Below are 21,528 nucleotides of genomic sequence, written 5' to 3'. Positions count from 1 at the left end.
AAAGGATGATTCACATGGAACAGCCTCGGATATTAATTGTTGATGATGAAAACGACTTATGTCAGTTAATGAAGACGAGTCTAAATAAAGAGGGCTTTACGATGATCGAAACGGCGGGCAGTGTGCAGGAGGGATGGCAGAAATTCCAGGATTTCTCGCCTAAATTGGCGATCTTGGATGTCATGCTGCCTGATGGAGAAGGTTATGATTTATGCAAAAAAATCAGGGAGGTGTCTCGCATCCCTATCCTCTTTCTTTCTGCCAAAACCGATGAAGTTGACAGAATATTAGGGCTGGCTATTGGCGGCGATGATTATATTACTAAACCCTTTAGCCCTAAGGAGGTTGCTTATCGTGTGAAAGCTCAGCTAAGACGGGCTGGTCTTTATACGATAGCGTCAGAACCTTCGTCCCAGCCTAAAAGCGCAATTAATGTGGGTAGTTTCTCAATAAATGCCGAAGAAACAGAGGTGATGAAGGATGGAATATCATTAGAGCTGACAGCAAAAGAGGTTGGCTTAATGGCATGTTTTCTCAGAAATCCAAATCGTATTCTCAGTAAAGAAACGCTGTTTCAACAAGTGTGGGGCGAAGAATTTTACGGAGCGGATAACACACTCATGGTGCATATTAGACGATTACGTGAAAAAATTGAGCAATCGCCATCCAATCCTGAATTTTTGAGAACAGTGAAAGGTCTAGGCTACAGATTCCACGGGAAATAGGTGACATATATGAAATGGAAGCTTACAGGACGTTATCTCATCTCCATTCTTACGATCGTGATGATTGTCCTCATTGTAAATACACTCATTCTTATCGGGACCATTATCTATTACCACACGAACGATATAGATGATGTCGGAAGTGATTCTGCAGAATCATTTACACGCGATTTTAGCAGCTATATGGCTCTGGAAAATGGTGAACCTGTGATATCAGAGGATGGAAGACAAGCGTTAGAAAGCTACGGGGCATGGCTGCAAATACTTGATAGTGATGGTCATGTTGTCTCCTCTTATTTAGCTCCTGACACTGCTTCCTCCAATTATAGTCCGATGGAGATTGTCCATAAGTATAAGTATATGGATGATGAATTTAATACTTATTTTGTTGGGGAATATAAAGACTTTAGCTATATCGTTGGTATTTACGATTCGGATGAACGTCGCTTCGTTTTCACATGGGATGTGTTGTCTATTTTCACCTATGCATTGAACGCACTGTTAGCGATTGTTATCGTTAATTTAATCATTACCATTCTGATTGGTATCGTGTTCAGCTCAGTGCTGACGAAGCCTGTTAATGCTATGATTGAACGTATTTCCCAACTGAAGCAGCGGAATTTTCAAGCGCACCCTCCAACAAGTGTGGGCATCTATAAGCCGGTCTTTTCTAACTTAAATGAGGTATCAAATACACTGAAAAAACATGAAGAAGAACGGCAGAAATTAGAAAAGATGCGCGATGAGTGGATTAGTAATGTCTCTCATGATATAAAAACACCGCTCGCTTCGATTCGGGGCTATGCAGAATTATTAAGGGACGATTCCGTATCACACGAGGAACGTCTTGACTATGCGAGCGTCATTGAAAGACAATCAATTTATATGAAGGATTTGCTTGATGATTTTAACTTAACAATGCGCTTAAGAAATCAAGAAATGCCGCTTCATTTACAGGAAACACGCATGGAAACGTTTGTGAAAGAGGTGCTCATCGATTTACTCAATGACCCTCAATTTAGAGATGATGACATATCCTTTTTTAGTGAAGCGCCAGACCTTATCCTTTCTATCGACCGACATCTGATGAAGCGGGCCCTTCTAAATTTCATATACAATGCGCTCATTCACAATGATGACACTGTGTCTGTCATTGTCACCATCCGAGAGCAGGACCTCACGATTGAAGACAATGGCAAAGGCATCCAGGGAGATCTTGACCAAGTGTTCGATCGGTATTACCGTGGGACCAACACTAAAAATAGTAAAGGCACTGGGTTAGGCATGGCTATAGCACGTGACATTATCGAAGCACACGGTGCAAAGGTCAAGCTAGAGAGTGAGGTTGGCAAGGGGACATTTGTGACGGTAAGTTATCAGGGTTCGTCATAAAGTAATTACGTTTCAAAACTTATAGAGTGCTACTGTTTCTTAGTTAAATTAATCTATATAAATATAATGATAAACTTTATCGATATACGGTAAGTCTGAGGGATAAATTTATTTCTGTAATAAGTTTATCCTTGGGTATTTTTTAATTTTCAAAGGAGAGTGGAAAATTTGCTATTAAAAAATGACGACACAAACTTGTTTGAAGATGTACATGCTCATGTAAAAGAAAGTGCTGAAAATTTGGATTCAAGTGGTGGGGCTCTAGTTATTATACATAATGACAAAATCGCAACAGAGTCTTATTTTGGTAAACAGTCGCTGCTAAACATGCCCGAGATGTTCAAGTAGACACTCAATTCCATATTGCATCTGTAGGAAAGGGTTATATTGGTTTTGCTGCTGCTTATGCTACTTACAATGGTTACTTTTCTGGCTCTATAATATTTGTTGCGGTTTAGGTAAAATTCTGAAAAATAAAACACACGCAACCGATGCATTCTTATATACTTGAATTGTTGAGAAACAAGTAGAGAATGGGGTTGCGTGTATATGAATTTTACTATGAATATACCAGGATTAAAAGACTGCATTATAACGAATTGACAGTATTAATATTAAGCAAAAAAGCACAGAATTGAATCTGTACTTTTAATGTTACAAGTGGTTTTCTTTATTGCACAATCGCTCGTTTGTTGAACAACAACAGCTGCATATTTCAGTCATTCATGCATTGTTTTAGTAGATTAAGCCTTGCATGCTTTAGAGCAACAGAATACTGTCCCTGATAAAAACCTACACGCTGTACCGTTGTGTTTAGTAGCCCAGATAAGGATGCTTTTTTTCCATTTACATCCCTGAAAGGCTCATGCGATAATAGAAATAAGATAAGCCCTGAAAGCCCCCATACATATAAAAACTTCTGGAGCTGTTATGAAAATACTGTCTTTGGTGTGGATGTTCTGTCAAAATGTTGGTGAGATCCCAATTCTAAAAATATATATTTAATTTACGAAACCATCTAAAAACTTACTCGCCTCACTATTAAATTTCCACGTTACACCAAATTTATCAACTAACATTCCAAAACTTGCTGACCATGGCGTAGAAGATAACGGCATGATCACAGTACCACCTTCTGAAAGCTTTTCAAAACTTTGTTTATTCATCTCTGGATCAGCATCAATAATACTGATTAAGACGTTATTACCCTGTTTGACTTCCCCTGTCACAGCTTGTATAGAAGGCAGTACATCAGAGAGCATTAAAATATTTTCTGAAAACTCAATACGAGATTCCATAATCATGTTTTGTTCTTCTTTCGTTAAAGGAGCATTTGGATCTTGACCAAAAGCACCAAATCTCACCTTTTTTACGCTTGTTGCCTGTAATGCCTTTTCATAAAAGTTTAACGCTTTTTCTGCCTTTCCATCAAATTGTAGATAAGCTATTGCTTTCATAATTTATTTCCTCCTTTTCATACTTGAATTATAATAGAACATAAGAGACATATGTATGTCGTATATGGGAGGGTAATATGAAAAAAATTGAGCGACTTATCTCGATAGTGATGATCTTGTTACAAAAGGAAGTTGTGTCGGCATCAGAATTTAGTCGGCTTTTTAATGTAACTAAACGGACGATTCAGCGTGATATGGAAACATTAAGTTATGCAAACATCCCTATTTTTGCGAAATATGGTGCTGCAGGGGGATATGCGCTAATGGAAGAGTATAAATTCGATAAACGATTATTAAATCACAAGGATATTGAAAATATACTAGTAGCTTTAGGTGGTTTTGAGCAACTGATTATGAATCAGGAAATTCAAACGACTATTCAAAAAATTAAAGGAATGACAAGCGTAGATATTTCTCCAAAACTTGATTTAACATTTTATGATTGGCCGGGAAGAAGTCAAATCAAAGAAGACATTTTACTTATCAATCAAGCAATTGAAAATAATTGGGTATTAAAGTTTGAGTACGTGGATCAAAACGGAAACAAAACATACAGGGTTGTAGAACCCTATAAGTTACATTTAAGAGAGTTGCATTGGTATATTTTTGGTTATAGCTTAGAACGGGAAGACTATCGTACGTTTAAATTGATGAGGATATTAAATATCCAAAAAGACGGTTTTTTTGTCCCAAGGTCTGATAAGGAATTTAAAGGAGAAAAACAAACCATTGATCAACAAAATTTGGTTAGTGTACAGCTATTGTTAGATATTGCTGTAAGAGATCAATTCATCGAGAGGTACGGAAAAAAAGCAGTTACAGAAGTGACTGCCAGAAGTTACCTTGCGACAATTGAATTGCCTGAGAATCAATTTGCCTACCAGTTTTTAGCCGGATTCGGTAATAAAGTTAAAATTATCAAGCCAAATGGTTTTATTGATAAATATTTATATTTTATGGAGGAAGCAGTGAAACTTTACAAATAAAATGTTCATAGGTTGGCTTCGGAGAGTAAAAGATGGATATCAAACGTTCTCAACGGGAGTATCCAAGCAAGTTTCATATATCCATATTATGATAAACGAACTTAATGGAGGAGGGGAAGATCAAATGGTTGGAGAAGACGATTATAACCTAAACGAGCAAAAGGTTAAATTCTTAACAGGGATTGGCTGTTTTTGGGTGATAGTCATTCTCGTACTTATGGTTGTTTCGGTCCCGGTTTGGTTATATTTTTCATATTCAGAAGAAACTCAGTTATTGGTTAGTCATTCTCCAAACAATATAAAAACAATTGAAATTGTTAGGATAGAAGATTTTCCTGATCCCACGCTTAGAATCAATTATGATAATAAATCTATTATGAAAACTAAACTACCTGATAATATATCTGTAGAATGGGAAAATGATTATGAAGCTAATGTTATCTTAACTAGACAAAAAAGAGAACCAGATATTGTTAAGATTGAATTTAATAACTAGTTCTTTGGGAGTGTAATATTAACTGTGCAAGTAAGAAATGCGTACGCTTTCTTACTTGCACAGTTATTTATTTGGTAGAATAAAAACATACCAAAAAACATAAAGCTAAAAGCGTGTTTTAAATGAGCAAACCTAAACATACTAACATTAGTAGTATTATATCTTAATTTCCATTTTATATGAACTTTCAGGTAATGCACAGTCCAAACGCAAGTAGAGTCCGCATTTAATCAATAGCCTACAAGTAAAATACTATTAATTTATATTTTTTAACAACATAAGTCTAACTATTGACTTACTTACCATATTTGTTACAATTAAATTACCTAAAAAATGGATGATTGGTTTACAAATTATACAAACACAAAAACTGTGCCTATGAAATCAAATATAGATATTAGTAATAATTTGAAAGGAATTGATATTCATGATTAGAAATTTCAGCTCGGACCAACTAAGTTCTTTCCAAGCATATTCTAGACTAACAGTTGTTGCTCATGTAAAAGGGCAAAGGGAAGGCAATAGAGATTATATCAATAATAAGGTTAGCTTTAAGGATTTCCAAGAAGTCCTTGAAGAAGAGGAAGTTGTTAATAAATCATTGGCAAGAGATGTAGACCAATGGGTAAAAGAACATAGTAAAACGCAATTAAGAAAACATAATAATTATGGCATGGAGTCAAAAACGATGAGTTATATTGAAAAAGCATATAGACTAGGATTCGTTAATGAAAATGGTCATTTATATCAATCCAAACTGTAACATTGATGAATAAAATATAGTTCTTTCCCTAATGGTACTGAGCCCCGGATGTAAGAGTGAATTCTAATATCCGGGTTATTTTTGTATGGTAAAGTATAGTTATGTAATTCCATCATTTTTAAAGTCGTTTATTAACCTACATCAAATAGTTACATTTGTTTATCTCACCACATTTTTACTAAAATTTTGCATATAAAAATATATATTTACAATGTTAAAGTAGTATAATTATCTAAAAATACATTGGAGGATTAAAATGGAGACTTTTTTAAGAATTAATGGATTTGCTAACCGAAGGTCTTATTACTGTAAATGATGTATTTGAAGTAATTTTTCCAACGCCAGAGGAAACTACAGAGATCATATTTGAACAGGATCAGGCAGATGAACCTCTATCAGATTTGGTCACAATTATGAAGGCTAACCCCGGTCAGCTTGAATTAGCTTAAACTCCCTAGTTAAAGGGAATAGACAGCAATTGGTGAAAACTTATATTGCTTATAAAGCCGCCGGTAAAAAAACTAGTGTGAATTATAAAACTCTTACAATTGCATGGTGGGTTGGAAAGGCGCTTGGTATTATCCTGTAAATTTTAAAACTCCGAATACAATATGCATCACTATTGTGTTGGCATCTATTGAAAGTATTAATCCCAAATATGCCCTCTTGGAATATCTGCTGTTCTTAAATAATCTAATAATTGACCAGTATGAACTGCTTCATGATAAGCAACATGTAAAAGCATGTCACCCAAATTTCTTATCTCAGTCTAGCTTCCTTGTTACGACTCTGCTACTTTAATTGTATTTACTTGCTAATTAATAGGATAGACGAGTAGAATACTATATAGATTTAGAAAAGTCGCGGATTCACTTTCCCTCAAACTGAATTCGCGACTTTTTATAATGATTTATGCTTGTAACCTTTGTAAAATACTGATCACACCTTGATACGCATGATGCCCAATTAGGTTGCCGTGATTAAAGGCTCTATCAGATCTGCCTTGAAACTCTTCTATCCAGTTTCTATTTCCAGCTGAATCAGCCCTAGTTGTGTGCATCTTAAAATTAATCGGCACACCAACCGTTTTCATCTGTATGGATTCGACACCCCTATCAAAATCAAAAGTTAAGATGGCGTGTTCCTTAAGAGAAATTTCTCCTGACTTATACAATAATGTACTCATTTCTGTTAAGTCATCAAAGGTAGCATGAGTTACATCGTATTTTTGTGCAAGCTCCGCCCATATATTTGGGCTATTTTCGGCTGTTGACGGGTCAGTTTTCTTTTCATTAATTTCTTTGGTAAATTGTTTTTCCGCATCTAAGCCTCTTACTGCTGATCGATTAGAAGAAACATGTGTGGAAGTTGAAGCTGTGCGATTAATATTCATAGTTTATGCTCCTTTACGATTTTTTATCTAAAATTCATCCATGCACTCATGGTATTCCAAGGAGCGTTGATAGAGGTAGCTTGGTAAGTGAATTTTCCTTCATCATGCCCGCTAGCATCCCACCATCTAAACGCGCCATCAACAATGTTATTGCCAGTTAAATCAATATCTTCCTGCATATACATTGATAATCTATCTTCGTTCATACGCGCAAATCTTGTCGAATTTTTACTGTAACCAATTTCCATTGTAACAATTAACATTTCTTCTCCACCATGATCTTCATTAGCTGTTAATTGGTTATCTGCAAAATATTCATACTGTGGATAATTTAGTAGAAATAGCAGCATAGACACTTAAAAAAGTTAAAGGTGGAGCAGCCCCTTGGAAAAGTGTGATAGAGTCTAATGTTTCTTCTTCTCCATCAATAAATAGGGCATTAGGATATTCTTTTTGAAGGGAATGTAAAGCTTGTTCCTTTAGGTAAGTCTTTTACAACACGTTAGGTTCTTCCTTATTAGATGCTAAAATGGTACCCGATGCTCCGAAAAATGTTACTACTACAAATAAAATTGCCGTAATTACTTTTTTCAACTTAATAAACTTCCTAATGAATTTCCAATTCCTATATTTGTAATATCGACGTAATTGAAAAATATGTTAGAAAAAATATATTTTGTATTTTATAGTCAAAAACTGATTGATGTGATTGAGAATGAAGCCACCATCGCTACTTATCCAAAAGTAAAAGAGAAATTGAATCTACTCAACGAAACAGTGAATGAAGACATCGAACACTCGTAAACCTATTAAAAGCCGAAGTATTAATAAAACATTAAAAAGTGTATAAAGGCATTAGAGGACGAAAACAAACCATTAAAAGATCAATTTCAAAAAGTACATAGCAAACGGTTTTAGCGGTTTTGTGTTTCTGAGAATTATTAGGGTATTCGATAATCGTGTGAGCTCTTGCTATAGGCATGTGTTAAAGTACACTTGAGTATAATTAACGAGATCTGTAGTAAGGAGAGGGATAGTGTCATTATGAAAAAGGCCTTATTTCTTATATTAGACGAGTATGCAGATTGGTAAGGTGCTTACTTATCATCGACATTAAATCAAAGAGAGAATGGGTCTGTTCATACTATTTCTTTAGAAAGTACCGTTAATCAAAACGACATTTCAAAACAATATTCCCATAGGTACTATATTTGGTGCAGTAGACTAGTTGGAAGAGAACGGTTTTCTAAATGATCATAATCATACTGGTAACTCGGTATACAGTTGGAATGACTATGAAAATTATAATCCTAATGGCAGTTTCCTAGAAAAACAAGCAGTAAAAGATTAAAAATTGGTTACTGCAAATGGAACAGCTCCTATTGAATTCACTAAATTGATTTTAAAATTGATTAAATTTGATATGCCTGAATGAAAAAATGATGTATATTAATAAGCATTGCTATTATAATTATTGTGAAAGATATGGGGATCCATATTCATATATAGTGATCACTGTTCAAGAATCGGGACAGATTGTTGGGAATTTGAGGGTGGAATAATGAATGATTTTTATACAGCATTAAATTATGTAAATAAAATGATTTACGAGCCAAATGACTTAACTGTAAAGTCGGCTCAAGAAGAAAAGCAAAATGCTAAGTATGGTGCTGGTATATTTCGATTATCTTCGAGAACAGTTCGTTTCAGGGTTGCAAATATAACTCCCACCAAAGCAGGACAGTTTGTTGCATTTTGGGAAAAAGATGAAAATAATAAAAACCAACCCTTTACATATGAGGAAGCACCTGATTTATTAGTTATAACTACTTTTAAAGATGATAGTGAGTTTGGACAATTTATTTTTCCAAAAGAAATTCTTTTCAAACAGGATATTCTTAGGTTCAATTCAAAAAAGGGGAAAATGGCAATAAGAGTTTATCCTAGCTGGGATAAACCGCCTAGTAAGCAAGCGATGAAAACTCAAAAATGGCAGTTGCCTTATTTTGTTGATATGAGTGATCCGAGTAAATTACCCACAGACAAAATAATAGAGTTGTATTCGCTTTAATCCTATGCTAACGGGCGCAGTTGTCGAAGAAGCATTGTTCCAGAATACAGAATCGGGCCATATTGTGGAGGCAGTATAAAAAGAAAAACAGCTCTTTTTATAAGGGCTGTTTAATCGCGCTTAGTTATATCATTTACTTTTTAACTTCATAATGCAATTCAATAAATTGATTAAATCTTTTCGTTCCTTTCAGAGAAAGGTCTAATTCTTGATTTCCTTCTTTAAATAAAGGGATGCCGCTACCTAGTATAGTTGGTGCAATGGTTATAAAGAATTCATCAACTAAATCCTCCTGAATAAAAGAATTTAACAGTTCACCTCCACCGACCACCCAAATGTTTTTACCGTCTTTGTTTTTTAGCTTGTTAACGAAATTATTTATGTCATCATTAACAAACTTCACATACTCGGCTTCCTTATAAGGAGCTCTCGTAAATACATAGCATTCCTTATTCTTATACGGGAACTCCTCTATTTCTTGTTTCAATACCCAATCGTAGGTTCTTTTTCCCATTAAAACTGTATCAACTGTTTCATAAAACTCAGAAAAACCATTATCTCCTTCGCCTTCAACCTTAAATAGCCATTCAAGGGATTCATCTTTAGTAGCAATATATCCGTCCAAACTCGAAGAAATAAACAATACCAAATTTCGTTTTTGATTCATAAAAAATGCTCCTTTCCTTACCGCTATTATAAGTATACAATGTAAACATGACACCTTTTGTCATATTAATTAAATTTAATTCGCAAATTTTTTTACATAAAGGTTGTGGGTATGATGAGAGCAGATAGATTAATGAATATAATGATACTTTTACAAAGTAAAGGTAAAATGACAGCAAAGGAATTATCCAATGATTTAGAGGTGTCAGATCGAACCATTCTCAGAGATATGGATGCATTAACCAACGCAGGGATCCCCATTGTTTCTGAAAGGGGTAAAGAGGGAGGTTGGCGTCTATTAGATAATTTTCGGAGTAAATTAAGTGGATTAACTGTAGATGACATGAAAACTTTATTTCTTTTACCACCTGAAGAAATACTCAAAGATTTAGGATTAAATAACCTGCCACTAGATACGAGGCAAAAGTTACTTGCAAATATCCCAGATACTTATCGAGACGAAGCACAAACAATATGGGAAAGAATTTATATAGATTCGGGTACTTGGAGACAATCCAAAGAAAATGTGTCTGCTCTTAATACCGTGCAACAAGCAGTTTATGATAGTAAAAAGATGAAAATCTACTATGAACAGGCCGACGGGGAGCAAAAAGAAAGGTTAGTCGAACCATTAGGATTGGTGGCAAAAGGTGATAAATGGTACCTTGTTGCACTAAGGGATGGGGAGTTACGTAATTATAGAGTATCACGCATACATAATGCAAAGATCAAAAGTGAAACTTTTAGAAGACCGCTTAATTTCAATTTGGTGGCATACTGGGAACGATCAAAAGTAGCGTTTGTACAAAATTTACCTAAATATGATGTACAAGTAGAAATACATCCGGAAATAATGAAAAGAATTAAATTTACAGGTAAGTTTGTCCAAGTTATAAAAACAGATAAACCAAATGAATATAATTGGATATCAGCAACTTTAAGATTTAATGATAAGCAAGAGGCTATAGAGTATATATTGGGATTCGCAAATAAAATAAAGGTCGTTTCACCGAAAGATCTTCCAGATAAAGTCGTATCGTTAGCCATGTCTGTTATTGACTTTTACAATAATGAATAAAAGGTCTTTGTTATATTTGTAGTTGTGTGAAGAGATATTTTCTTGTCTTCCGCAATCGGGTGCGATTGTTGCATATCAAAAGCCTAATTCCTCGATAAAATTAGAGAGAGGGGTTAGGCTTTTGATTTACCTTCAAATTAAATACACCGCTTATCTTAGTCTAGCTTCGCCTCTCGCTATCCTTGCCTTTGCTTCTTCTTAGCATTCCTAGTATAATAACGATGGTTTTTAATTGTGCCAGAATGATTAGCTGATGAAATGAGGGTTATTATAATGATAAATAATTTTTGGGCAACGTTACCGAAGCCTTTTTTTATATTAGCACCAATGGAAGATGTGACGGATGTCGTCTTTCGTCATGTCGTCAAAGAAGCGGGAGCACCCGATGTTTTTTTTACTGAATTTACGAATTCGGATAGTTATTGTCATCCAGATGGTAAGGAAAGTGTGCGTGGACGGTTAGTGTTTACGGAAGATGAACAGCCGATCGTCGCCCATATTTGGGGGGATAAGCCGGAATTCTTTCGAGAGATGAGCCTTGGTATGGCAGAGATGGGCTTTAAGGGCATCGATATTAATATGGGGTGTCCTGTGCCTAATGTCGCCAATAACGGTAAGGGAAGTGGCCTTATTTTGCGTCCGGAAGTGGCAGCAGAATTGATCGAAGCGGCGAAAACAGGAGGCTTACCGGTCAGTGTCAAAACACGGCTTGGTTATGCAAAGCTTGAGGAGCTAGAAGCTTGGCTTCCCCATTTGCTTAAGCAGGATATTGCGAATTTATCGGTTCACCTGAGAACACGAGAAGAGATGAGTAAAGTGCCTGCTCATTGGGAAGTGATTCCGCAAATCACCGCCATTCGGGACCGCGTTGCACCTGAAACACGGATTACGATAAATGGCGATATTCCTGATCGTCAAACAGGGTTACAGCTTGCCGAACAATATGGTGTCGATGGAATTATGATAGGTCGCGGTATTTTTAAGAATCCTTATGCGTTTGAAAAACAGCCTAGGGAGCATACTGCTGATGAATTGTTGGGGTTGTTGCAGTTACAACTTGATTTGCAAGATCAGTATGCGGAACGGGTTCCTCGCCCAATTGCCGGCTTGCATCGCTTCTTTAAAATTTACGTTAAAGGGTTTCCTGGTGCTAGTGATTTGCGTGTTAAATTAATGAACACGAAATCGACGGATGAAGTCCGAGCGCTTTTAGCTGATTTTCACAATAATAAATAAACGGGTTTCAGGTTAAAGAAACGCGTTCGAAATGCTTAGTTATTTGTCGGATAAAGTCACATTTTTTGATCTATCATTGTGTTCATGCTTTCCTACTTGTATAATTTAAAGGGTATAAAAATTTGACAAAAGGTATGGTTATATGAATAAACAACAAAAGAAAGAGCGTGCATCACAACAATCTTTGGCTAAAAAGCTAAAAAAAGCTGAAGCTGAAGCAAGAAAAAGGGCAATCAAAAACAGAAAACCGTTTAAAGGATTACAAATTAGACCGACGGTGTCACTTTTTGATGAGGAAGGAAAAGAAGAAGTAGGAGAAAACAATTGGAAAAAATTCGGTTTTGACATCCATCCGTACGTCACGATTTGCTCATCAATTATTTTGATTGTTTTCATCTCTTTAACGCTACTGTTTCCTAATACAGCAGAGAATTTATTCGATAATATTTTGGGCAGTATTACTAAAAATACAGGTTGGTTCATGATCTTTGCTGCTAACATCTTTATTATAGCCTCGCTTTATTTTGCCTTTGGTCGATATGGAAAGATCGTTTTAGGTGGAAAAAAAGCAAAGCCAGAATTCTCTAAATTTGCTTGGTATGCGATGCTACTTAGCGCGGGTATGGGGATTGGACTATTATTTTGGAGTGTTGCGGAACCGATCACACATTACGGAGCACCATCGCCGATGTTTTCTGGTGTTGAAGCCAACACATCTTCTGCTGCACAAGCGGCTATGGCGAGTACCTTTTTCCATTGGGGCATCCATCCTTGGGCTATTTATGCCATCGTTGGTTTAGGCCTCGCATTCTTTTCTTATAATAAAGGGTTGCCTTTGACGATAAGATCACTATTTTATCCAATTATCGGAAATAAGATTTACGGATTATGGGGGAATATTATTGATATTCTTTCTGTTTTAGCGACCTTAATGGGACTAGCTACATCACTTGGACTCGGTGTTTCCCAAGTGAATGCTGGATTAAACCACTTATTTGGCATTGATATCAGTATTACTGTTCAAGTTCTCTTAATTATAGTCATCACGGGTTTTGCAACGGTTTCAGTTGTTTTAGGACTAGATGGTGGGGTTAAACGACTTAGTGAAATCAATATGATCTTAGCAGGGGTCTTCCTGTTATTTGTGCTGATAGCAGGACCTACGGTGTATATTCTAAGTGGGTTTACGCAAAACATTGGTTACTACTTATCAAACTTTATCGAAATGAGCTTATGGACCGAAACCTTTAGAGCGACCAATTGGCAAAGTGGTTGGACGGTCTTTTATTGGGCATGGTGGATATCATGGTCGCCATTTGTTGGTATGTTTATCGCCAGAATTTCTAAAGGAAGAACAGTAAGAGAATTTATCATGGGTGTTATTTTCATCCCTACCCTAATCTCCTTTCTCTGGATGTCCGTATTCGGCGGTACAGCTATTTTTCAAGAAAGCAATGGTATTGGGGCTATTTCTACATTCGTTGAACAGAATGAGGCTTTAGCACTTTTTGCGATGGTAGAAAATTTACCAATAGCAAGTATACTTTCACTGATTGGCATTATATTAGTTACCGTGTTCTTCGTTACGTCTTCCGATTCCGGATCTTTAGTTGTTGATCACCTAACTTCAGGAGGGAAACTAGATTCACCAGTTCCACAGCGTGTATTCTGGGCTGTCATGGAAGGCGTTGTTGCTGCTACACTGCTTATCGGTGGCGGACTTGTAGCGCTCCAAACCGCTTCAATAATTACGGGGCTTCCTTTTACGATTATCCTTATCTTAATGATTTATTCATTGAACTTAGGGCTGAAACAAGAGTATGAAATAGAAACATCGGTAGATGAAGCATTAGAGCAAGTGACAACTGACCATGTGATCACCGAAGTTATTGCTTCAGCAGTTCACGATGATGCGCTAGTTGATGTTGTAACAGAGTCGATAAAAGAGGAAATTGAGACGATAGAGGAGACTAGTCATGTAGATAACGAAAACAAGTGATTCTTTGTTAAAAAGACGAAGATGAGCAGTGTAAGATCCACGGCAAGTGGATCTTACACTGCTTTTTAATTTAGGCTCTAAAATATATGTTGGGGTAAAGATACAATTCAACACGTTGCTTTTAAAATAAAGTGATGTGTGATCGTCCACTCGCTTGCCGCGGGCACGGCCTTGGGCCTACAGGATGTAGGTCAATTAGACGTTGTCACACGAGGTGACGGGTTTAGTCTAATATTCCACTGTGTGAAGCTAAAAGCGCTTCTAAAGTGGATTTTCGGCTCGCGCTGTTCCCGCAGGCGTCTCGTTGTCATCACACAATGACATAAAAAAAGCACGCAAGCGCCTTATTTGGTTTGTACAATAAATGACGTTGGTGAGTAAAAAAACGCACTAACGTCATTTTTCAATGCTAGGTTTCAAGTGATCGTTCTTCATTTCAACATCGTTAAAGGATGACAGAATGATGCTTGAACCGCAGAGGAAATATAATCGCTTTCACTCTCCCAAGCACAAGGGAGACATCTTGGTAAACGCAGTGTCTCCCTAGCCGCAGGCACTACAATTATGATCGGTTATTTGGTCAACGATTAGAGGCATCTACTGTACAAGAAATATTAGCCTACGATTCCAGCTTACGAAGGGAATGATTAATTCGACCAAAGTTTATTAAGCGTAATGCTTTTGGATTTGGCCGATTTGATCGGTTTCGATTAAAAGTTTTATTACATCATCAATATAAAGATGTGAAGATGCGAATTGCATAAAGAATAAGGAGCGAGCGTTAGCTCACCCCAACATTTGACTTAGAACCTTAATTTAAAGCAGAAAGTGAAAAAGTTGCCGTCAATGCCAGAAGGTCTTATGCCTGCATGTCGAACTCGCCTACTTTATCACAGATAACCGCTGGTAAAGCCTCCATCTCAAAATAGAGGTGGGGCTAAATTTCCACCCCTGCTGTTGTTGACGTTCAAAGCTGCTTTTCTTTACTATAAGTTTTTAAAGTTGGGGCTTCAAAAGAATTGAATTTTTCAAGTAACTGACTGGGTTCGTCGTCAACGATTGCCATAGAACGGTACTTTTCATCTAAAAATTGTTCCTTTGTCATATGTTTGAACAATTCAATAAGTGGGTTAAAGTAGTCATTGATGTTTAGAAGACCACATGGCTTTTGATGAAGTCCTAATTGAGCCCATGTAAAAATCTCAAAGAATTCTTCTAATGTTCCAGGTCCTCCGGGTAAAGCAATAAAACCATCAGCTAGCTCCGCCATTTTAGCCTTTCTTTCATGCATCGAATTAGCAACGATCAGCTCTGACAATCGTTTATGTGCTATTTCCCTCTGTTCTAAAAAACGAGGCATAACGCCGATAACTTGTCCACCTTCGTCTAAAACAGCATCTGCAACCGCCCCCATCATACCGACACTTGCTCCTCCATAAACAAGTGCTATATTATGTTTAGCCAATGCTTTACCGAGTTTTTTCGCACCATCTATATAAACGTTAGATGCGCCATTACTTGAACCACAAAATACAGCTATACGCTTCACTTTATTATTCCCCCTTAGTTAAATACAATATTTATATTATACAAAAGTCTTGATCATTTGTTAAACTTATAGTAATAGGCGTTAAGGAGCGTGAAAAAATGGATGTAGCTGAATTTCAACAATGGGTCAATGATTACTACCAAAATAGAGGATGGTCTGAACTAGATATTTTTATTCGTATTGGCTTTTTAGCAGAAGAAACGGGAGAAGTGGCACGCGCTATAAGAGCACTTGAGATTGGTAGAGATAGGCCAGACGAAGTAACAGAATCGTTTTTAAACAATAGGAAAGCTTTAGTTGAGGAATTAGGAGATGTATTGGGCAACGTCATTGTAATCGCTAATAAATATAATATTTCTTTAGAAGAAGTGTTTAATTCTCATAAGGAGAAACTCTCAAAGCGTTACGCTCATAAATAATTATCACTATAATTAAAAATAGTAAATAGAGGCGGTCTTAAACGAAAAAGTCGAATGGTTAAGAAGAGGGAAAAGCCTATAGATTTATGAAACTAATAAAGGTATAAATATGTGAAAGGGTGAGGGTGTTGAAATTAGCAATCATTAGTAGCATAAGAACAAATAACTTTAATGATGAACGTATCATGCAAAAAATCACAGAAATGTGGAAAGAGGCTTCTCATCATCTAAGTAAACATGAAGGCGTTACATACGGTGTGTATCACAATTATGAAAGTGACTACAAAGGAGATTATTCATTAAGCATTGGTATTGAAGATAATAATGGACCATCTATAATTGAGATACCAGAAAAGGAGAACTATGAAATTTTCAAGGTAAATACGACAGAAGAACACGGTATCTCTAATGCGTGGAGCAAAATATGGCACCAAGAAGAGAACGGTACAATAGAGAGAGTGTACTCATTTGACTTTGAAAAATATTACCCTAACGGTGAAATTGAAATCTACATAGCGATCAAATAGTGACAACTTATTAGATATGCGTCCGTAAAACGCCCAGCTAAATAGAGGTTATCTATTTAGCTGGAAGATAACGGACGCTAATTGTGCTGTTATCTCTTTGGGCTCGCTTAAATTCTATTGCCGTGTAAAAAGAACGTGTTGGTGCGTTTAACGCATCAACACGTTCTTTTGTATCATTGTTTTGCTTTCAATCATTAGTCCTTATACTACATCTGATTAAGCTTCTTTAAGAGCAGGACTACTATTCTTTTTAAAAGTAAAATAGGTGATGGTTAGTGCCATATGCATGATCGTGAAACCAATTAGAATCGTCATTGTTTTTAATAGAAAAGTATAATCACCGCTTGAAATTACCGCCTTAAACGACTGAACGGTATATGTCATAGGTAACAGATAATTAATCGGCTGGATCGCCTTTGGAATTAACTCTAATGGGAAGGTTCCAGCACTTGTTGTTAGTTGTAAGACAAGAATAATAATCGCAATAAAGCGTCCAATGTTTCCGAGTGTGGTGACAAGCAATTGGATAAGTGTCATAAACACCAAACTTGTGATTATAGAGACAAGCACAAATAATGGGACACTTTGAACTTCTACCCCTAAGCCCGTTAACAATACCGCGTCAACTAATAAAGCTTGAATAGCACCTGCAATTGCAATAACACCAAATTTGCCGATAAACCAACTAAAGCCAGTCCGTGGTTCGATTGCTGGTTCTTTTAAGTTAAAGACAATGGTCATTAATAGTGCACCTACGAATAAGCCTAGAGAAATGAAATAGGGTGCAAATCCGGTCCCATAATTCGGAACAGGGTTTACTTCTTGTTTGCTGATTTCAACAGGACTTCCCATCATATCATACGTATCTTCATCAGCTTTTAATGTGTTCACTTCATCCGCAGCTTCTTCTAGTTTATCATGTAATTCGGTTGTTCCATCGGCAAGATCTCCTGTGCCATCTGAAAGCTTGGTTGAACCGTTTGCTAGTTTTTGAGAGCCGTCGGTTAATCTAGCTGAGCCATCAGCTAATTGATCGATTCCTCCATTTAGCTGAACTGCACCAATTGCTAATTGTGTTGATCCGGTTTGTGCTTCATGAAGCTTTTGGTTGAATAATTCCATATTATTTACGTACATGAATTGTCCGCTATTTAATTGGGAAGCCCCTTCTTCGAGGGCGTTTGTCCCTTCAGCCAATTGCTCGAGACCATCTTTTAAATGGGATTGGCCAACATTAATATCTTGAAGTCCTGATGTCAGTTGATCAAAGACGGGATCTACAGCTGTTTGAATTTGCTCATCGATATCAGAAATAGAAGCAGACAGTTTATCATTGACTTCATCTTGATAGTGTTCAAATCCTTGGTCAATTCCCGCAGTTACTTGGTCGATCCCTTGATTAATACCTGTTGTTATGGGTGTCTCAAGCTGTGCTTGGATCGTTTGCTCGACTTGTTCTTTAGTTGGCGCTTGTTCGTTAAGCTGTGAAATGATACGGGTTACCGTTTGTTCAGGTATGCCGTTTTCAATAAGCGAAATGGCTAGTTGTTCCGTTTGCTGTGTCTGTATATCGATGATCTGTGTTGCTACAACATCAGCTACATTCGTGGAAAGGCCTGAAGAAAGTTCAACAGCCAATTCGTCCTGGAGACTACTATTAATGCCTTGGTTCAATTGTGCTAAACCTTGATTCATTTCAGATTCACTTGCTTCCACTTTATCACCAATCGTCTCTGCCAATTGAGTCGGGAGTTGTGTTTGAAAAGTCTCTAAGCCATCATAAACTTGCTCAGTTCCAGCAATTAAGTCAGGGACTTTCCCAGTGATTTCCGCTAGCCCTTCGCTGACTTGTGACGTACCATCGCTTAATGCTTCAGCCCCATTTTGCACATCGATAGATCCAGCATAAAGTTGGTCGCTACCATTGGACAATTGATTTATTCCATCAGCAAGTTCTTGAGAACCACCGGCAAATGCATTTGAGCCTGAACGCACTTTTGTTACGCCATCTTCAAATTCAATTGAACCGGCTACGAGAACTTCTAAGTTTTCTTTTAGTTCGATTGAACCTTCTGCTAGCTTTTCAGCCCCACTATTTATTTCCGCGCTACCGTCACTTGCTTTGACGAGACCATCGCCTAATTGAAAAACGGTGCTGAACATAGTCTCTGCGTAAGTCGATGATAATTCTTTTGAGATACCTGCTTTTATTTCTTTTACAGCCGTTTCTCCAATTTGTGAAGACAAGAAGTTATAGCTTTCATTCGGAATATATTTTAATACGAGTTTCTTGGGCTTTTCATCCATTAATGTTGTGGCATTTTCAGAAAAGTCTGTAGGGATTTCAATGACCATATAATATTTTCGATTTTCTAGGCCTTGATAACCTTCTTCTTGTGTGACAAATTCAAATTGAAATTCATCATTGTCTTTTAACTTATCAACGAGATCTTCTCCTAAATTCATTTCTACCTCAGCATAGTTAGCGCCTTTATCTTGATTAATGATGGCAACCGGCAAATCTTCCATGTGATCATAAGGGTCCCAGAAAGACCAAAGGAACATCCCGGAATAGAGCAGAGGAATGAAGGTGACCGCAATAATTGGAATGAATACTTTTTTATTTGTTAAAATCTGCTGCCATTCTAACAAAAAGTTTGATTTTTTCATTTATAAACCCCTTCCTTGAATTAATGACGCTTTTAACCAACTGGTCATTTTTTTGATAATGATTGACCGATATCCTCATTCGGTCAAAAACAGTTAAAAATGATGGATTATCGATTGGATAATCCATTGAGTAGATAAAGTTTAAAAAGGTCTGAAATTTCATCTTTTTCTAAAGGCTTACGAAGCTGATCCCAATCAAAAATAAGCGCAATGTATAGCTTTAACATGACAAAGGCTGTTAACTCAGGGTTACACGGTTTAATCTCTCCTTTTTCGATACTCTTTTGAATGATATTCTTTAAATAGTCAATAATCATGTTCTCAATATTTTGAATGACTTCCTTAACAGCTGGTGTTCCTAATTCTTTCTCCTCTTGAATAAGTTTAATCATCAACTGATGGTCCGTTCGAAACTCTAACAATTTAAAAAGTGCACGATCCGCTTTTTCATAAAACGGTAAGTCTTCTTCTAGGATAGTTTCAACCACATCTTTCATTTCCCTAATTAAGGAAGAAATAATTTCATGAAAGAGCTCTTCTTTATTTTTATAAAACGTATAAATAGTTCCTTTGCCAACATTCGCTATCTTAGCAATTTGGTCAATGGTTGTGGCTTTATAGCCAAATAAAGAAAAAGAGTTTGTTGCAGCATCAACAATTTGTTTTTTTCGGTCAATGGTTGCCACTCAATACACCTCCCGGGTCTCAAATTGACCAAACGAATAATTCGGTCATTAATTCATATTTTAGAATACCATAGGATGGATTGGATGGCAAATGAAATATAGGTTTTTACGGTGCGGTGATTTCATTATAAAACGACAAAAGCGTATTATTATAGTAACAAGCGTGCTAAGTCATAGGTGTAAAAAACGCCGGTTTTCATTTCATCTTTTTTAAAAACAAAACAAATCATGGGATGGTTTGAAAATGAAAGACGGCTAGTTTTAAGTAGGGAAGATCGGGTCGTACACATGGTAATGGTGAACTTATTTCTGTTTAGGTTTAAAATGTCTTTTTTTGGTGAATTTACTTATTAGATGAACGTATTTATTTGTATAGGAAGGGTGAAACAATGGGATTATTAGTAGATGGGCAATGGTATGATGACGAAAAGGATGTGACAAGCAATCAGGACGGTCGTTTTATTCGGAAAGAATCACAGTTCCGTAACTGGATTACAGCCGATGGCAGTGCCGGGCCAACAGGGGAAGCTGGCTTTAAAGCTGAGCCTAACCGTTATCACTTGTATGTTTCTTATGCTTGTCCGTGGGCAAATCGCACGCTTATTATGCGAAGTTTAAAAGGATTAAAGCAGATGATTTCTGTCTCTGTTGTTCATCCGTACCGCGACAAGAAAGGGTGGACATTTGAACCAGGTCAAGGCGTGATTGCTGATCCGGTTATGGACGCGGATTATTTATATCAAATTTATCAGAAAGCGGATTCGACTTACAGTGGGCGTGTTTCCGTTCCGGTTTTATATGACCTTAAGCAAAATAAGATTGTCAATAATGAATCGGCTGATATTATCCGGATGTTAAATACTGCATTTGATCATTTAGGTGCGGAAGCTGTGGATTTCTTTCCGGAAAGCTTACAACAAGAAATTGATGCCATTAATGATGATGTTTGTCATGCGATTAATAATGGGGTTTATAAGGCAGGTTTTGCCACTGAACAAGCCGTTTATCAAGAAGAGGTAACCAAATTATTTGACGCACTGGATCGATTAGAAGAGCGGCTGGCTACTCGTCGCTATTTAGTAGGGGAGCAAGTAACTGAAGCCGATTGGCGCTTATTTCCGACTTTAATTCGTTTTGATCCGGTTTATTATGGTCACTTTAAGTGTAATATTAAACGTCTTATTGACTATCCCAATCTTTGGCGTTATACAAAAGCGTTGTACCATTATCCTGGCGTCTCTGAAACGGTGAACATTGACCATATTAAGGAGCACTATTATCGGAGCCATAAATCGATCAATCCGACAGGCATTGTGCCGGTAGGTCCAAAGTTAGATTTTAGTTTCGATGACTAAAGTGATTAGTTACAGAACATAAAGGAAATTACGATTATCTGCAACAGTGGGAAATGAAGA

Annotated in this window: 20 protein-coding genes and 2 pseudogenes; 14 read left to right on the top strand and 8 right to left on the bottom strand. The window is 36.7% G+C overall.

The window, feature by feature from the left end; genetic code table 11:
• Positions 1 to 14: 14 nt before the first annotated feature.
• Positions 15 to 725 carry a response regulator transcription factor gene (locus JOE23_RS15155; protein ID WP_204439713.1) on the top strand — a complete coding sequence of 237 codons (711 nt, stop codon included), beginning with the start codon at positions 15 to 17 and terminating at the stop codon, positions 723 to 725.
• A 9-nt stretch (positions 726 to 734) separates the two neighbouring features.
• Positions 735 to 2,117, top strand: a complete 1,383-nt coding sequence (locus JOE23_RS15150) for a sensor histidine kinase (protein WP_204439710.1) — start codon at positions 735 to 737, stop codon at positions 2,115 to 2,117.
• Positions 2,118 to 3,118: 1,001 nt separating this feature from the next.
• Here JOE23_RS15150 and JOE23_RS15145 read toward each other — a convergent pair.
• Positions 3,119 to 3,574, bottom strand: a complete 456-nt coding sequence (locus tag JOE23_RS15145) for a VOC family protein (RefSeq protein ID WP_204439708.1) — start codon at positions 3,572 to 3,574, stop codon at positions 3,119 to 3,121.
• 77 nt (positions 3,575 to 3,651) lie between these two features.
• Here JOE23_RS15145 and JOE23_RS15140 point away from each other — a divergent pair, with 77 nt between their 5' ends.
• The 4 genes from JOE23_RS15140 to JOE23_RS15125 all read left to right on the top strand — a co-directional run bounded on the left by JOE23_RS15140 (position 3,652) and on the right by JOE23_RS15125 (position 6,268).
• Positions 3,652 to 4,560 (top strand): helix-turn-helix transcriptional regulator, encoded by a 909-nt coding sequence (locus JOE23_RS15140; protein WP_204439706.1) that lies wholly within the window; start codon positions 3,652 to 3,654, stop codon positions 4,558 to 4,560.
• A gap of 124 nt (positions 4,561 to 4,684) precedes the next feature.
• Positions 4,685 to 5,056 carry a hypothetical protein gene (locus JOE23_RS15135; RefSeq protein ID WP_204439704.1) on the top strand — a complete coding sequence of 124 codons (372 nt, stop codon included), beginning with the start codon at positions 4,685 to 4,687 and terminating at the stop codon, positions 5,054 to 5,056.
• Between the two features lie 427 nt (positions 5,057 to 5,483).
• Positions 5,484 to 5,819, top strand: a complete 336-nt coding sequence (locus JOE23_RS15130) for a hypothetical protein (RefSeq protein WP_204439702.1) — start codon at positions 5,484 to 5,486, stop codon at positions 5,817 to 5,819.
• A gap of 284 nt (positions 5,820 to 6,103) precedes the next feature.
• Positions 6,104 to 6,268, top strand: a complete 165-nt coding sequence (locus JOE23_RS15125) for a hypothetical protein (protein WP_204439700.1) — start codon at positions 6,104 to 6,106, stop codon at positions 6,266 to 6,268.
• A 197-nt stretch (positions 6,269 to 6,465) separates the two neighbouring features.
• Here JOE23_RS15125 and JOE23_RS15120 read toward each other — a convergent pair.
• From JOE23_RS15120 to JOE23_RS15110, 3 genes and pseudogenes are all read right to left on the bottom strand, one after another.
• Positions 6,466 to 6,582 (bottom strand): annotated as a pseudogene (locus JOE23_RS15120) (DinB family protein); the annotation flags it as partial.
• A gap of 147 nt (positions 6,583 to 6,729) precedes the next feature.
• A complete protein-coding gene (locus tag JOE23_RS15115; RefSeq protein WP_204439698.1) occupies positions 6,730 to 7,212 on the bottom strand; it encodes a hypothetical protein in 483 nt (160 codons plus the stop codon).
• 23 nt (positions 7,213 to 7,235) lie between these two features.
• Positions 7,236 to 7,562 (bottom strand): DUF4879 domain-containing protein, encoded by a 327-nt coding sequence (locus tag JOE23_RS15110; protein WP_204439696.1) that lies wholly within the window; start codon positions 7,560 to 7,562, stop codon positions 7,236 to 7,238.
• A gap of 694 nt (positions 7,563 to 8,256) precedes the next feature.
• On the opposite strand from JOE23_RS15110, the pseudogene JOE23_RS18005 reads away from it, so the two are divergent.
• Together JOE23_RS18005 and JOE23_RS15105 are read left to right on the top strand one after the other, a co-directional pair.
• Positions 8,257 to 8,774, top strand: a pseudogene (locus JOE23_RS18005) (DJ-1/PfpI family protein).
• Complete coding sequence (locus tag JOE23_RS15105) at positions 8,774 to 9,283, top strand: MepB family protein (protein WP_204439694.1); 510 nt, start codon at positions 8,774 to 8,776, stop codon at positions 9,281 to 9,283. The pseudogene JOE23_RS18005 and the gene JOE23_RS15105 overlap by 1 nt, the downstream one beginning before the upstream one ends.
• 133 nt (positions 9,284 to 9,416) lie before the next feature.
• On the opposite strand, the gene JOE23_RS15100 is transcribed toward JOE23_RS15105, so the two are convergent.
• Entirely contained in the window at positions 9,417 to 9,950 is a 534-nt protein-coding gene (locus JOE23_RS15100) for a dihydrofolate reductase family protein (RefSeq protein WP_204439692.1), read from the bottom strand.
• Positions 9,951 to 10,064: 114 nt separating this feature from the next.
• On the opposite strand from JOE23_RS15100, the gene JOE23_RS15095 reads away from it, so the two are divergent.
• From JOE23_RS15095 to JOE23_RS15085, 3 genes are all read left to right on the top strand, one after another.
• Positions 10,065 to 11,027 (top strand): helix-turn-helix transcriptional regulator, encoded by a 963-nt coding sequence (locus tag JOE23_RS15095; protein WP_204439690.1) that lies wholly within the window; start codon positions 10,065 to 10,067, stop codon positions 11,025 to 11,027.
• Positions 11,028 to 11,300: 273 nt separating this feature from the next.
• Positions 11,301 to 12,263: a tRNA dihydrouridine synthase gene (locus JOE23_RS15090; RefSeq protein ID WP_204439688.1), complete on the top strand. Its 963-nt coding sequence runs from the start codon at positions 11,301 to 11,303 to the stop codon at positions 12,261 to 12,263.
• Between the two features lie 142 nt (positions 12,264 to 12,405).
• Positions 12,406 to 14,262, top strand: a complete 1,857-nt coding sequence (locus JOE23_RS15085; RefSeq protein WP_204439686.1) for a BCCT family transporter — start codon at positions 12,406 to 12,408, stop codon at positions 14,260 to 14,262.
• A gap of 967 nt (positions 14,263 to 15,229) precedes the next feature.
• On the opposite strand, the gene JOE23_RS15080 is transcribed toward JOE23_RS15085, so the two are convergent.
• Positions 15,230 to 15,811, bottom strand: coding sequence for a TIGR00730 family Rossman fold protein (locus JOE23_RS15080; protein ID WP_204439684.1), 582 nt, complete (start codon positions 15,809 to 15,811; stop codon positions 15,230 to 15,232).
• Positions 15,812 to 15,909: 98 nt separating this feature from the next.
• Between JOE23_RS15080 and JOE23_RS15075 the strand changes: the two genes are divergently transcribed.
• Together JOE23_RS15075 and JOE23_RS15070 are read left to right on the top strand one after the other, a co-directional pair.
• Positions 15,910 to 16,230: a MazG nucleotide pyrophosphohydrolase domain-containing protein gene (locus JOE23_RS15075; RefSeq protein ID WP_204439682.1), complete on the top strand. Its 321-nt coding sequence runs from the start codon at positions 15,910 to 15,912 to the stop codon at positions 16,228 to 16,230.
• Between the two features lie 128 nt (positions 16,231 to 16,358).
• A complete protein-coding gene (locus JOE23_RS15070) occupies positions 16,359 to 16,757 on the top strand; it encodes a GyrI-like domain-containing protein (protein WP_204439680.1) in 399 nt (132 codons plus the stop codon).
• Positions 16,758 to 16,973: 216 nt separating this feature from the next.
• Here JOE23_RS15070 and JOE23_RS15065 read toward each other — a convergent pair whose 3' ends face one another.
• Together JOE23_RS15065 and JOE23_RS15060 are read right to left on the bottom strand one after the other, a co-directional pair.
• The gene (locus tag JOE23_RS15065; RefSeq protein ID WP_204439678.1) at positions 16,974 to 19,427 is read right to left on the bottom strand and encodes a YhgE/Pip domain-containing protein; all 2,454 of its coding nucleotides are present in this window, start codon (positions 19,425 to 19,427) and stop codon (positions 16,974 to 16,976) included.
• Positions 19,428 to 19,534: 107 nt separating this feature from the next.
• Positions 19,535 to 20,113, bottom strand: a complete 579-nt coding sequence (locus JOE23_RS15060) for a TetR/AcrR family transcriptional regulator (protein WP_338021927.1) — start codon at positions 20,111 to 20,113, stop codon at positions 19,535 to 19,537.
• A 389-nt stretch (positions 20,114 to 20,502) separates the two neighbouring features.
• Here JOE23_RS15060 and JOE23_RS15055 point away from each other — a divergent pair, with 389 nt between their 5' ends.
• Positions 20,503 to 21,468 carry a glutathione S-transferase family protein gene (locus JOE23_RS15055; protein ID WP_204439675.1) on the top strand — a complete coding sequence of 322 codons (966 nt, stop codon included), beginning with the start codon at positions 20,503 to 20,505 and terminating at the stop codon, positions 21,466 to 21,468.
• Positions 21,469 to 21,528 lie beyond the last annotated feature (60 nt).

Origin of the sequence: Amphibacillus cookii (genome assembly GCF_016908375.1) — a bacterium.
Lineage (GTDB): Bacteria > Bacillota > Bacilli > Bacillales > Amphibacillaceae > Amphibacillus_C > Amphibacillus_C cookii.
This window is presented reverse-complemented; position numbering and strand designations above follow the sequence as displayed.